This is a genomic window from Streptomyces sp. CA-111067 (assembly GCF_050956065.1).
GTDB lineage: Bacteria > Actinomycetota > Actinomycetes > Streptomycetales > Streptomycetaceae > Actinacidiphila.
The window spans coordinates 4,160,424-4,173,461 of the sequence record NZ_CP192103.1 but is presented as its reverse complement, the minus strand read 5'-3'; the positions used below and the strand labels follow the sequence as shown (position 1 = coordinate 4,173,461).

At 73.3% G+C, this 13,038-nt stretch carries 11 protein-coding genes; 6 read left to right on the top strand and 5 right to left on the bottom strand.

Annotated elements, in window-relative coordinates:
* Positions 1-23 precede the first annotated feature (23 nt).
* Together ACQPW6_RS18055 and ACQPW6_RS18050 are read right to left on the bottom strand one after the other, a co-directional pair.
* Entirely contained in the window at positions 24-1,559 is a 1,536-nt protein-coding gene (locus ACQPW6_RS18055; RefSeq protein ID WP_433894574.1) for an exopolysaccharide biosynthesis polyprenyl glycosylphosphotransferase, read from the bottom strand.
* A gap of 995 nt (positions 1,560-2,554) precedes the next feature.
* Positions 2,555-3,757 (bottom strand): glycosyltransferase, encoded by a 1,203-nt coding sequence (locus tag ACQPW6_RS18050; protein ID WP_433890667.1) that lies wholly within the window; start codon positions 3,755-3,757, stop codon positions 2,555-2,557.
* A gap of 388 nt (positions 3,758-4,145) precedes the next feature.
* Between ACQPW6_RS18050 and ACQPW6_RS18045 the strand changes: the two genes are divergently transcribed.
* The 5 genes from ACQPW6_RS18045 (at position 4,146) to ACQPW6_RS18025 (ending at position 6,878) form a co-directional block, all read left to right on the top strand.
* The gene (locus ACQPW6_RS18045) at positions 4,146-4,556 is read left to right on the top strand and encodes a rodlin (RefSeq protein ID WP_433890666.1); all 411 of its coding nucleotides are present in this window, start codon (positions 4,146-4,148) and stop codon (positions 4,554-4,556) included.
* Positions 4,557-4,873: 317 nt separating this feature from the next.
* Positions 4,874-5,107: a chaplin gene (locus ACQPW6_RS18040; protein ID WP_433890665.1), complete on the top strand. Its 234-nt coding sequence runs from the start codon at positions 4,874-4,876 to the stop codon at positions 5,105-5,107.
* Positions 5,108-5,281: 174 nt separating this feature from the next.
* On the top strand, positions 5,282-5,824 hold the full coding sequence (locus ACQPW6_RS18035) for a chaplin (protein ID WP_433890664.1): 543 nt from the start codon (positions 5,282-5,284) through the stop codon (positions 5,822-5,824).
* A 133-nt stretch (positions 5,825-5,957) separates the two neighbouring features.
* The gene (locus ACQPW6_RS18030) at positions 5,958-6,329 is read left to right on the top strand and encodes a hypothetical protein (protein WP_433890663.1); all 372 of its coding nucleotides are present in this window, start codon (positions 5,958-5,960) and stop codon (positions 6,327-6,329) included.
* A 138-nt stretch (positions 6,330-6,467) separates the two neighbouring features.
* Positions 6,468-6,878, top strand: a complete 411-nt coding sequence (locus tag ACQPW6_RS18025) for a rodlin (RefSeq protein WP_433890662.1) — start codon at positions 6,468-6,470, stop codon at positions 6,876-6,878.
* 117 nt (positions 6,879-6,995) lie between these two features.
* Here the strand turns inward: ACQPW6_RS18025 and ACQPW6_RS18020 are convergent, their stop codons facing one another.
* Positions 6,996-7,265 carry a hypothetical protein gene (locus tag ACQPW6_RS18020; RefSeq protein WP_433890661.1) on the bottom strand — a complete coding sequence of 90 codons (270 nt, stop codon included), beginning with the start codon at positions 7,263-7,265 and terminating at the stop codon, positions 6,996-6,998.
* 57 nt (positions 7,266-7,322) lie between these two features.
* Complete coding sequence (locus ACQPW6_RS18015) at positions 7,323-8,834, bottom strand: MFS transporter (RefSeq protein ID WP_433890660.1); 1,512 nt, start codon at positions 8,832-8,834, stop codon at positions 7,323-7,325.
* Between the two features lie 146 nt (positions 8,835-8,980).
* Here ACQPW6_RS18015 and ACQPW6_RS18010 point away from each other — a divergent pair, with 146 nt between their 5' ends.
* Entirely contained in the window at positions 8,981-9,655 is a 675-nt protein-coding gene (locus ACQPW6_RS18010) for a TetR/AcrR family transcriptional regulator (RefSeq protein WP_433890659.1), read from the top strand.
* A gap of 37 nt (positions 9,656-9,692) precedes the next feature.
* On the opposite strand, the gene ACQPW6_RS18005 is transcribed toward ACQPW6_RS18010, so the two are convergent.
* Entirely contained in the window at positions 9,693-13,037 is a 3,345-nt protein-coding gene (locus ACQPW6_RS18005; protein WP_433890658.1) for a hypothetical protein, read from the bottom strand.
* Position 13,038: the final 1 nt, after the last annotated feature.

Sequence of the window (13,038 nt, the reverse complement as noted above, 5' to 3'; positions counted from 1 at the left end):
CAGCTACCGCCGAACGTCATGGGCTAGCTACCGCCGAACCGGAAGAGGGAGGTCGCGGTCCGCAGCAGGATGGAGACGTCCTGCCAGAACGACCAGCTGTCGATGTAGTGGTTGTCGAACCTGGCGCGGTCGGCGATCGAGGTGTCGCCGCGCAGCCCGTTCACCTGGGCGAGGCCGGTGATCCCGACCGGCATCCGGTGCCGGTCCCGGTAGCCGGGCAGCGTCTGGCTGAACTGGCTGACGTAGTAGGGCCGTTCGGGGCGCGGCCCGACCAGGCTCATGTCGCCGCGCAACACGTTCCAGAACTGCGGGAGTTCATCCATCGAGCTGCGCCGCAGCAGCCGCCCGACGGTACTCATCCGGCTGTCGTGCGCGACGCTCCACAGCGTCGCCGACTCGTGCGCGTCGGCGGGCCGCAGCGTGCGGAACTTCAGCAGCGTGAACGGGCGGCCGTTCAGCCCGATCCGCTCCTGCCGGAACAGCACGCCGGGGCCGTCGGTCAGCCGGACCGCCAGCGCGCACGCGGCGAGTACCGGCGCCAGGCAGAGCAGCGCGAGCGCTGCGGCGCTCGCGTCGAGCGCGCGTTTGGCGGCCCGGGCGGTGCGGCTCGCGGGGGCGGTGGCCGGGTACGGGTCGAGCCGGCGGCACGCGAAGCCCCACAGGTGGTCGGGGGCCGGCGGGCTGCCGGGCCCGGTGCCGTGCCGCCCGGCGGTGACCTGCCACACCTGGCAGCCGCGGGCGGCCAGCAGCCGTACGGTCGCGGTGGTCTCGTCGTCCAGCGGCTGCGGGCAGGTGACGACGGCGTGCCGGACGGCGTTCTGGATCACGGCCCGGGTCACGTCGCCGGGATCGCCGAGCACGGGCAGCCCGGGCAGCGGCAGTTCGAGCGCGCCGCGCGCGACGATGCCCACCGGGCGCATCCCGTACTCGGGGTGCGCGTGCAGCGCGGCGGCCACCTGCTCGGCGGTGCGGTCGCCGCCGACGATCAGCGTCGAGGCGGGACGCCGCCGCGCGGCCCACCGCCGGGCCCGGTAGGCGACGGCCCGCGCGGAGACCGTGACGACCACGGTGACGGCGATCGCGACGGCCAACACGGCCCAGTCGAGCGCGTGTCCGGGATCGAACGCGGCGATCCCGGCGGCCACGGCCCCCCAGACGAGTGCGACCCGCCCGGTGACGGCCGGCAGTTCCCTGAACGCGGCCGGCGCGAACCCCGGCCGATAAAGCCCCGCCCGCCGATGCGCGAGCACAACCCCCCCAAGCACCCCGCCCAAGACGGCAAACCCCATCCCGGGCCCCACCACCCCGAACCCGGCCAGCCCCCCCACGCAGTCCGCCGCCACCAGCATCCGCACGGCCCCCCACTCCCGCACCCGCCGATGCCTGGGCGCTCCGCGCCGGATCCCGGGTGTGGGCGCGGCCGTTGCCGCGGGCGTCCCGGGCCCGCCACCGGAAGCGGCGGGGGTGGGTGGCGTGCCGCCGCCGGCTTTCCCGGTCGGCTGCGCCGCAAGGGTGGAGAACCCGGCCTTCGCGGCCACGGGGCTGAGGTCGGCGGTCAGCCCGCGGGACCCGTTCGTGGGTACGGGGCTGAGGTCGGCGGTCGGGCGGCGGGTTCCCGGCGCGGCCGGTGCGTTGCGGTCGGTGAGGGATGCGCGGGTGTCGTTGGCGAGGACGGGGCTGCGCGGCCCGTTCGCGGATGCGGAGTTGACATCGGCGGTCGTCCGGCGCGCCGTCGATACCGGCGGTGCGTTGCGGTCGCCGACCGCCCCACGCGAGCCGCCGGAGGCACCGAGTACGGCCCGGCGCAGATTGCCGGCCGCGGTCGCCGCCTCGGCCTCGGGGGAGCCCAGCGGCAGCGGCGCCGCGTCGATGGCGGCGAGTGCGGCGGACAACGCGCTGCCCCCGCCGACCCCGCGCGCCAGCACCACCCGCCCGCTGGAGGCCCCGTTCCCGATCAGCCCCCAACCGGCCCCGCCGCCATCACCGCGCCCGCCACGCGTCACCGCGGCAACCACCGACCCCGTCAACCCACCTGAGGCTGCCGCCCGAGCGATCACCAGATACGGGTCGGCGCCCGGCGAAGCCGAATCATCCCCCTGCCCACGGAAGTCCGTACCGCCAGCCGCCTGCGGCGTGGAGCGTGCGTCCGAGCCGGGCCGCGTCGAATCGGGCATGGGTGAGCCGGAGTTCGGGCTGCCGGTGAGCCTCGGGCCGGGTGTTGCCGTTACGGCGTGGCCGCCGGCCTGGGGTGCGGGGCCGGGTCGGCTCGGATCGGTGGTCCGTGTGCCGGGGTTCGATGCGGAACCCGCAGCCCCGCCCGTGCCGGCGGCCTCCGGGCGCGGGCCCGCACTCGGCGAAGCCGAATCACGCGTCCGCGCACCGGAGTTCGGCCCGTCGCTCGGCTCCAACGCGCCCGCCGCCGCGGGCTGCTCGCCCGGCTTCGGGGTTCCCGCGGCCGTCAACTGCGGGTCCCCGCCCGGCGCGGGGGAAACGGGGCTCGGGGCAGCGGAGTTCGACGCGGCTGGCGGCGGCGTGGGGGTGGCGGGGTCCCGGGTCATCGGAGGGCACTCTCCCTGCGCTCGGGGCTGGGCAGGGCGAGGACGTCGCCGTACAGGGCCGATACGGACGCGGCCGTTCTTCGGATGTCGTGGGACGCCCGCACGTGGGGGAGCGGATCGGCCGGCGCCGGGGCCGTCAGACCGCGGACGATCGCCGACGCCAGGGCCGCCGGGTCCCCGACCGGGACCACCGAGGCGGCGTCACCGGGGGGAAGGCTTTCGCGGGCCCCGCTCACGTCGGTGAGCACCACCGGCCGGCCGCAGGCCATCGCCTCCAGGGGCGCCAGCGCCATCCCCTCCCAGCGGGAGGGCAGCACCACCAGGTCCGCGGCCTGGTACCACGGCACCGTGTCGGCCGCCGAGCCCGCGAAGACCACGCCCTGCGGCGCGTCCCGCAGCAGCCGCGTGCGGTCCGGGCCGTCACCCACGAGCACCAGCCGCGCGCCCGGCACCCGTGCCGTCACCTCGGGCCACGCCCGCAGCAGCACGTCCTGCCCCTTCTGCGGGCAGAGCCGCCCGACGCACACCACCAGCGGCGCCCCGGCCGGCAGGCCGGACAGCGCGGGCAGCGCCGCCCGCACCGCGGCCGGATCGCCGGCGGGCGCGTAACGGCCGAGGTCGACGCCGTTGGGGATGACCGACCAGGCCGCACGGATCCCGGCCCGCTCGCCGGCCAGCCGCTCCGCCTCGCTGACGCACACCACGCGCGCGCTCCAGCGCGCGGCGAACCGCTCCCAGCGCAGCGCCGCGTACCCGACGGGGCCGCCGGCCGCGTCGAACGACCAGGCGTGCGGCTGGAACACGGTCGGGACGGTGCCGCGCACCGCGAGCCGTCCGGCCAGTCCGGCCTTCGCGCTGTGCAGGTGCAGCAGGTCGGGGCGGACGTCCCGCACCAGCCGGGCCAGCGCGCGCGTCTCGGCGCGCAGCCCGGGCCCGGGCGACCTGCGCGCGCTCCAGTGCGCCACCCGCGCTCCGGCGCGCTCCACCTCCGCCGCGAACCGGCCGGACCGCTCGGACGGCCCGGACCGCCCGGACCGCTCGGACGGCGCCAACGGCCCGGCGACGACCACCCGCGCCCCCGCCCCACCCTGCGCGGCGGCCAGGTCGGTGACGACGCGGGCGACCCCGCCTTCGACGGGCTGCGTGACATGAAGCACCGTCAGCCCCGCGAGCCCTTCCTGGTGTTGCGCTTGCCGCATCGCGCGCCGTTCTCTCTCTCCGAGTCGTGGGAGAAGCCGAAGTCGTGATTCACATCCCGCGGCCCCTGCTGTGCAGCCCGCGTGATCTCAACGAATCGCCTGCCGGTCAGGTAATCCTCGGGGAACAGGAATGCACCGTGGCAGACGCCGGGGCGCGAATCACGCGCGACGCGCGGCCGGTCAGCAGGTTGATGCTCTTACGACGATCACAAGAGCCATGTTGACGAAGCGTCAACATGGCTACCCGCAATACACCCTTGTGTGTGACGGCCGGCGGCGGACGGCCGTCCCTATCCATTCGAGTGAACAATCATTACTATTCGCGCGCGCCGAGGTTAGCCACGACAGACCCACCTTCCGGGGCAATCTCACCAAAGAAGGACCTACCGTGATCAAGAAGTTCCTCGCCACGGCCGCTGTGGCCGTCTCCATCGCGGGCGTCTCGGCGACGGTCGCCCCGTCGGCGATGGCCATCGGTGACGACCACGGCACCACGACCGCCAACGGCAACGGTTCCGAGCAGTCCTACGGCAACACCTACACCAGCGGCTACATGAGCCCGTCGTTCGCGCTGATCCAGGGCTCGCTCAACAAGCCCTGCATCGCGCTGCCGGCCAAGGCCAACCTCGGTTCGCTGGTCGGCGTCGTGCCGATCACCGTCCAGGACATCAACGTGCTGTCGTCGCCGCAGAACCAGCAGTGCACCGAGAACTCCACCCAGGCCAAGGGCGACGAGCCGCTGTCGCACATCCTGGACGACATCCCGGTGCTCTCCGGCAACGGTGCGGGCAACCACTGACCTGCCCGCCGCACCAACACCGGCCCCGGCCCCGGCTTTCCGCCGGCGGCCGGGGCCGCCCCCTTTTCCGCGGCCCCTTGCCGCGCAGCCTTTCCGCGCCCCTTCCGCATTCCCGGCCGAATCCGTCCGGTGCCATCTGGCTGTATCCACCCGTCCATTCGGGTGGATGATGACAGGTCAGCAACGCTGGGGGGTTTCTCCCGTCATCACCGGTCGTTAGCCCGGTCGGTAACGGTGTGCACGGAGGCGGCTTTTCGTGTCCGGCCGCGACGATGGTCGTCGCGGCACCAGACACCGTGCCGGAAAAGGAGTTAACCGTGAAGTTCTCCAAGGTTGCGGCTGTCGCCGCAGGAACGGTCATCGCGATGGGCGTCGCCGCCCCCGCTTTCGCCGACTCCGACGCCCACGGCCTCACCGCGGGCTCCCCGGGCGTCCTGTCCGGCAACAGCATCCAGGTGCCGGTGCACGTTCCGGTGAACCTCTGCGGCAACACCGTGGACGTGATCGGCCTGCTGAACCCGGCGTTCGGCAACACCTGCGTCAACCAGTGACGTCAGGCAACTGACGTTGGGAAAGCGGCGTCGCGCACGTGACGTTGACCTGGCGGGCGGTCAGCTGCCGGCCAGGTGCCGCCCCGGAGCGCGCGCGGCGCACTCCGGGGCGGCTTTCACCGCACCCGGGGTACCGCCCCGGGTGCTGATCGGTCCGAGCGGAGAAACGAGTCGATGCGACAGATCCTGAGCCGGAGTCTGCTCACCGCCGCTGCCGCGAGCAGCATCATCGCCGTCACCGGCGGCTACGCGTACGCGGATTCCGGCGCCCAAGGTGAGGCGCAGGGCTCGCCCGGAATTCTGTCCGGGAATTCGGTGGAGATTCCGCTGAACGCCCCGGTCAACGCGTGTGGGAACACCGTTGACGGAGTGGGTGCGCTGAATCCGGCGATGGGCAATTCCTGCGGGAACGGGGTCGCTCCGGCCACGCCGCAGGTGACCACCCCGCCGCCGTCGAGCCCGCCCGCCCCGCACCACGCGCCCCCGGCGCACGAGGCGCCGCCCGCGCCCTCCACGCCACTGAAGCAGCAGGTCACGCCCCCGCCCGTCAGCCATCCGACGCAGGATCCCGCGGTGTCGTCCGGGCTCGCCGAGACCGGTGTGTCCGGCGGCGAACTGGGCGCGGCGGCGGGCACCAGCGCGGTTCTGCTCGTGGGCGGAGCCCTGCTCTATCGCCGTGCGGCGCGCCAGTCGCGAATTCGCCGGGCGATTGACTGAGTGTCGGGCGACTGACTGGGCGTCGGGCGATTGACCGGGCGTTTCCGTTGCTATCGCCGGTCGTTGTTCATGGCGACAGACTCCGGCGTTCCTGAAAGGGTGGCAAGTGAAGTTTTCGAAGGTTGCAGCGGTCATGGCCGGCTCGATGCTGGCGGTCGGCGTCGCCGCACCCGCCTTTGCCGATTCCGTCGGCAGCGGTGAGTCCGGTGGCACGGCCGGTATGACGGCCATGCCGCCGACCAGCATCACCGGCGGCGTCAACGAACTGACCGCGCAGCAGCCGCTGCAGCAGGTCGGTGACAACGCGCCGGTGGCCCCGCTGCTGGACGAGGCCGGCAAGGCCGGCCAGACCGTCCAGCAGCTAAAGGACGCCGCTCCGACCGACGAACTGCTCGGCCAGGGCACCACCGCCGTGCGCGACAGCGCCAAGTCCGCCGTGCTGGGCGCCGTCCCCGGCGCCTCGCTGCTCGGCGGCCTGCCGCTTGGCGGTCTCGGCGGCGGCTGAGCCGCCCGCTGGGCCGTCCGCGCGATCAGGTACTCCGCCATCGGAGTGAACCGCCGGAACCAAACCCGTCGGGAGCGGTTGATCAGATCGCTTCAGACCTTCAGAACCGTGCAATCGAGCACCACAAAGGGACTCATAATGATCAAGAAGATCCTCGCGGGCGCTGCCCTCGCTGCTTCGGTCGTCGCCGTCGGCGCGACCACCGCTCCGCAGGCGATGGCCCTCGGCGACGACCACGGCACCACCACGGTCAACGGCAACGGCGCCGCCCAGGCGTACGGCAACACCGTGACCGGTGGCACCGAGAGCCCCCAGCTCGGCCTGGTCCAGGGCAGCCTGAACAAGCCGTGCGTCGGCCTGCCGGTCAAGGCCAACGTCGGTTCGCTGGTCGGCCTGGTGCCGATCACGGCCCAGGACATCAACGTCCTGTCGTCGCCGCAGAACCAGCAGTGCGCCGAGAACAGCAGCCAGATCAAGGGCGACGAGCCGCTGTCGCACCTGGTGGACGACGTCCCGGTCCTCTCGGCCAACGGCGTCTCCAACGGCTGACCCAGCCCCACCGCCCCACCGCGGGCCGCCGGCCACCCCCTGCCGGCGGCCCGTTCGGCATGTCCGGGACCGGAGGTGCCCGGCGGGCCGACGTACGGCCGGCTGAACGGGCGGGAGTCACCGCCCGATCGCTATCGGTGCCGGCGGCACGCCCGAGGTGAGCAGCGCCGTCAGCCGGTTACCGAGGTCGCGCGGCGAGAAGCGATCGGGCCCGCGGTGGCCGATGATCTCCGCGGGGTCCCACCAGGCCAGCCCGCTGATGTTGTCGGCGGCCAGCTCGGCACCGGACAGCGCGCCACACGGGGTGAAGCGGGCGGTGCGGATCAGGAAGTAGTCATTGAGCGTGCCGTCGTAGCCCGGCACGTGCCCGGGGTCGGGCGTGGGCACGGGGCGTCTCCTTGGGCGCGGGCGTTCGGCTCGCGGGGGGCTGGTGCGTGCCCCATCTCATCGCGCCGGCCGCTCGCCCGGCCACCGGTTCTGCCCGGCGGCCGGCCGCCGGCTCCGGGGGCGTAGGAAGGCTGCGGCGGCCGTCGCGCCGAGCAGGACCAGGGACGCGTTGACGGCGATGGCGGTGGTCACGCCGTGGTGGATCGCCGCGGGGGTGGTGGCGCCCGCCGTGGTCGCGGTGACGACCGCGGACATGATCGGCGTGCCCATCGTGATGCCGACCTGCTGGGACATCGACGCCAGGCCGGTCGCCAAGCCCTGTTCCGCGTCCGGCAGTCCGCTGGTCGCGGTGACCATGAAGCCGACGATGACCAGCATGTTGCCGATGCCGCCGATGAACGTCGCCGGCAGCAGCAGGGCCAGCGAGGCGCCCGTCGTCGTGCCGAGGAAGAGCAGCGCGGCGGTACCCGCCGCCTGGAGCAGGCCGCCGCCGACCAGCGCGGTCAGCAGGGACGTCCGCGCGATCACCCGGGGCGCGAGCAGGCCGCCCGCGACCGTACCCGCGCCCAGCACGCCGAAGGTGGCGCCGGCCGCGAGCGGGGAGAAGCCCAGGGTCTCCTGGAGGTACAGCGTCAGCAGGTACACCAGCGACGTCTCGGTGACGAACGCGAGCAGCCCGAGCACGTTCCCCCAGGCGACGTTGCGGCGCCCGAGCACCCGCAGGGGCACCAGCGGCTGCGCCACCTGGCGTTCGATCAGGAAGAACCCGGCCAGCAGCAGCACGCCCGCGGCCAGCCCGGTCACGGCGTGCGCGCTCGTCCAGCCGTGCTCGCCGGCCTGGGTGAGGCCGTAGACGAACGCGAGCAGGCCGCCGGTGACGGTGAGCGCGCCGGGCAGGTCGAGCCGGGGCCGGTGGGCCGGCCTGGACTCGGTGATCACGGCCGGCGCGATGACGACGACGGCGAGCGCGACCGGCACGTTGAGGAAGAACGACCAGCGCCAGGACAGCAGGTCGGTCAGCGCGCCGCCGAGGATGGCGCCGGTGGTGAAACCGGCGGACATCAGCGCCCCGTTCACGCCGAGCGCCTTCTGCCGCAGCGGGCCCTCGGGGAAGGCCGTGGTCAGCAGGGCCAGGCCGGCCGGCGTGGCCGCGGCGGTGGCCAGCCCCTGCGCGACGCGGGCGGCGAGCAGCACGCCGGGCGTGGTGGCCAGACCGCCGACCAGCGAGGACAGTCCGAGCAGCGCGATGCTGCCGATGAACATCTTCTTGCGGCCGGCGAGGTCGCCGATCCGGCCGAGGAAGAGCGTGAAGCCTGCGGCGCTGAGCGCGAACGCGGTCGCGATCCACTGGAGGCCGGCCAGCGAGAAGCCGAGGCCGCGGCCGATGGTGGGCAGCGCGACGTTCAGGATCGAGAAGTCGACGGCCAGCATGAACTGGGCGACGAGGAGGACGGCGAGGACGAGCTTGAGGCGGCCGGTGAGCCGGGGCTGCTCGGGCCCGGGCGCGGACGGCGGGGCCGCCGCCGTCGGGTGGGTGGCGGCCGGCCGTGGCGCGTTCGTGGTGGACATGGCAAGGCTTCCTTGCTCGGGGATCTGGTTAACGGGACTGAGGTTCCGTTAAGACAGGACAGTAGCATGGGTCGCGTCGCTAAGGGAACTCCTGTTCCGATAAGCTGTCCGGTATCGCGACCCACCGCGGAAAGGAAAGAGGGCTCATGCCTGACGTGCCACCCGCCGCAACCGTGGCTCCACCCGGCGCCCAGCGCCCCGGCGGCCGCACCGCCCGCGTCCGCGAGGCCGTCCTCCGCGCCGCGGGCGAAGCCCTCGCCGCCCACGGCTTCGAAGCCCTCGACCTCGCCGAGATCGCCCGCCAAGCCGACGTCGGCAAGACGACGGTCTACCGCCGCTGGGGCAGCCCCGGCGCCCTCGCCGCCGACCTGCTGGCCGACATGGCCGAGCAGTCACTCCCCCGCACCGACCACGGCACGCTCCACGCGGACCTCCGCGCCAACGCCCGCCTCGTCGTCAAAACCCTCACCGACCCCCGCCAGAGCCGCCTGTTCAAGGCCCTGATCGCCGCCTCCCTCTGCAACGACCAGGCCGCCGAGGCCCTGCACCGCTTCTACGCGGTCCGCATCGAGGAGTGGGCGGGCTGCGTCCGCGACGCCGTCACCCGCGGCGAGGTCCCCCCCGGCACCGACCCCCACGCGGTGATCGCCGCCGTCTCCGCCCCCCTCTACTACGCCTTCCTCAACACGGGCACCTCCCTCACCCCCACGGCCGCCGACCGCGCCGCGTCAGCGGCCACCACCGCGGCCCAGGCCGGCACGTGGTCCGACCGGGAAACGCCGACGCCGGCCCCCGCGGTGGAGCCGGGGCCGGCGTCGTGATCTCTCGTGTTTCTCGTGTCCCTCGTGATCTGCCGTATCAGGTCTTCGGCCGGTGCGCGGCGACCCACGCGGGGTCGGTGATGTGCGCCGGGCCGCCGCCCTTGGACGGCGGGTTCGGTGCCGTCACCGTGTAGCCGCCCGGCAGGTAGCCGGGGGAACGGGTGCCCGGCGAGTATCCGGCGAGGTCCAGGACGACGTCGTACGTGCCGACCGGAACCTCGTAGGTGTTGAGCAGCACGGTCAGGCTCGTGCCGTCGGCGCTGACCGAGACCGGGGTCGACATCGGGTACTCGGCCGGCCGATCGGCGTTCTGTGCCAGATCCACCTCGGTGCCGAGCGTGAGGTTGCTGCCGTGGATGACCACCTTGTTGTTCCCGTTGGTCGGCCCGGAGGCCGGGGAGACCGACGTGACGTCAGCGGCCTTGGGCCCGGTCGAGCACTGGGAGCTGCACACGCCCTGGACGGTGTACTGCACCGGGAGCCGCGTGTTGCCCGGGCTGATGACGAACACCACCTGGGTGGCGGCGCCGAGGACCAGGCACGAGTAGTGGAACCCCGGGCTGTACTGGGTGCACTGGTAGTCGAAGTCGATGGTCTCGCCGGGCCAGTTGGCCGAGCTGTACAGGCCCAGCGCCGGTACGCTCGTCGAGCCGGCCGCCGTCCCGTAGACCTCGAAGCGCTGCCCCGGCTTGACCTGCATCACCCCGCAGAAGGCCGCGGACGTCTGCGTGAGGGAGCCGCTGCGTGGCCCGAAACCGTCCGGGGAAAGGGAGTTCGCCGTGCACTGCGGTACCCAGCCGGCCGTGGTGCCGATCCGCCAGGTGTCCACATGGGCGGCGATCGGCGTGCCCGCGTAGCCCGAGGCCAGCAGGATGACCACGTAGGACGCCGAGCCGGTCACCCGGCACGCGACGCCGTGCTGCCAGCACACGGCCGTGCCGGTGGAGTCCACGACGATCAGATCCGCGCCGGTCTTCGCGGCGGCGTCCGGCGTCCGCACCGACAGCCACAGCTTGTCAGCGGCGGCGGCCTGGACGCGCAGGCAGCGGGAGTCCAGGGCCGAGGTGAAGCTGTAGTCGGTCGACTGGCCGCCGATCGCCAGCGAGGCGGGCGCGGCGCAGGTCGCGGTGGACGACACGTCGCGGTGCACGAGGTGGTAGGTGTCGGCCGTGCCGGTGCCGACCAGTACGGCCGTGTAGCCGACGCCGGCGGTGAACCGGCAGGTGGTCGTGGAGCTGCCGACGGTGCTGCACACCTCGTTGCCGGCGGCGTCGTACACCCGCACGGACGCGTTGACCTTGTTGGTGGTGTCGGTGTAGTCGAACATCTCCGCCGTGGAGTGGCCGTTCGCGGGGAGGGCCAGGCAGACGGTCTGCTGCTGCGCGGTGAGTTGGAACGGCGTACCGGTGGAGCCGCCGAACGCGGACTGCGGCCACGCGGCGCAGCCGGCGGTGTCAGCGGTGCGCTGGACGGTCAGCCCGTAGTGGCCGGGCACGGGCGCCGTCACCACCACGTGGAACGGGGCGGTGCCGGTCAACTTGCAGACGTCGAAGGCGTATTCGCTGTCGCACTGCTGCACGCCCTTGACGTCGTACACCGTCTCGACCGGATCCGCCCCGATGTCGGGATCGTCCGAACGGGACACCAGGTAGAGGCCGTTGCCGGATGCGGTGGACAGCACAAGGCAGTCACGCCGGCCGGCCGCGGTCAGGTCGAAGCTCACCGGGGCGCTGGTGAAGCCGGTGTCGGAGGTGGCCACGCACCCCCTGACCTGGGTGTGCGAGACGAAGACCGGAGTGAACGGGGTGTCGTCGAGGAAGCTCGGCCGGAACACCATGGCGTAGGTCCCGGCGGCCGGGAACGTGCAGGATTCGGCGCCGTCCGCGCAGAACCGGGTGCCGTCCTGGTGGTAGACCCGCGTACCGCCGACGTCGTACGTCCCGGCCGCGGGCACCTGGAGCAGCCAGCACGGGTTGTTCGAGGAGGCCGGCGCGCCGCCGTACGTCTGCGGGGCCAGCGGCGTGCAGCCCGCCGGGTCCGACAGCCGGGCGATCCGCATGGTGTACGCGTCGGTGTAGCCGTTCCAGCTGGTGGTGATCACCCGGTAGGGGCCGCTGCCGGTCAGCACGCAGCCGTCCTGGCTGCTGCCGTCGCCGGCGTCGGTCGAACAGCTCGGCGTGCCCGACGGGTCGACGATCGTGGATGCGAGGCCGCCGCCCGCGTCGCCGCTCGTGGTGAGGTCGATGCGGTCGCCGGCGGTGCCGCTGAAGGGCTGGCAGTCCACCTGGACCGGCGAGGCGAGGGTGCGGTGCAGCAGCGGCAGGTCGTAGGCCGTACCCACGCTCGTGGCGCACCCGTTGGTACCGGTCAGCGGGATGACGGCCGCGGTGTAGACGACCGCGTCGAAGATCGAGGTGTTCTCCAGCAGCAGCGTGTAGGTGCCGGCCCCGGGAAGGCTGTCGCAGACGGCGTCGCCGATCCCTTCGCAGACCTGCTGGCCGTCCGAGGTGTAGATCGTCCAGACCAGGTTGCCGCTGCTGGACACCCCGCCCTCGACGGAGACCCGCGCGGATCCGTCGGGCAGCGTCAGGCTGCGGCACTCAGCGGCGCCGACCGGCAGCGTGCCCGACACGACCGCCTGGCCCGGGTCGCCGAACGGGGCCGCCGCCAGCGTCGTACAACCGGCGGGGTACGAGACCCGGTTCAGGTTCACCTCGTACGTGACGGCCTGCGCGTAGTCGTCGCGCAGGATCACCCGGTACGGGGCGGTGCCGGTCAGCGTGCAGGTGTCGCGGCCGCGCTGGAGGTCGCAGACCTCGGTGCTGCTCGCGTCGTAGACGGTGGCGCCGAGCTCGTCCGGCAGGCCGCCCACCCGCAGCAGGTCGCCGCTGCCGCCACCGGTGGGGGCGTAGCAGGCGGACGCGCCACCCGCGGCGAGCGAGCCGGTCAATGCCGGTGCACCGAAGGTCAGTTGGGAGGCGGTGAGCCCGGTGCAGGGCGAGGACTGGAGGGAGGACACCGAGAGCGAGTAGCCGCTGGTGTCGTAGGCGTCGCTGACGACGAGGGTGTACGTACCGGCCGCGCCGGTCGGACAGTCGGCGGGGCCGAACCAACTGGTGATCTGGCAGCCGGTGTCCGTGCCGTCAGGGCCGGTGAGCGTCCCGGTGACGGCGCCTTCGCCGGTCTGCGTCAGCTGGACCGTCAGGAGGTCGTCGGCCGAGGTGGTGGTGAGCGTGTACGTGTCGCTGCCGCCGTCGGCGATCGAGGCGCAGGCGTGCACGGTGTCGAACGCCAACGGGCCGCCGCACGAGGTGGCTTGGGTGTTCTTGGCGGAGGCCGAGGAGAGGGCGTGGGCCGCGGCCTTGGCGCGCAGAGACTTCACC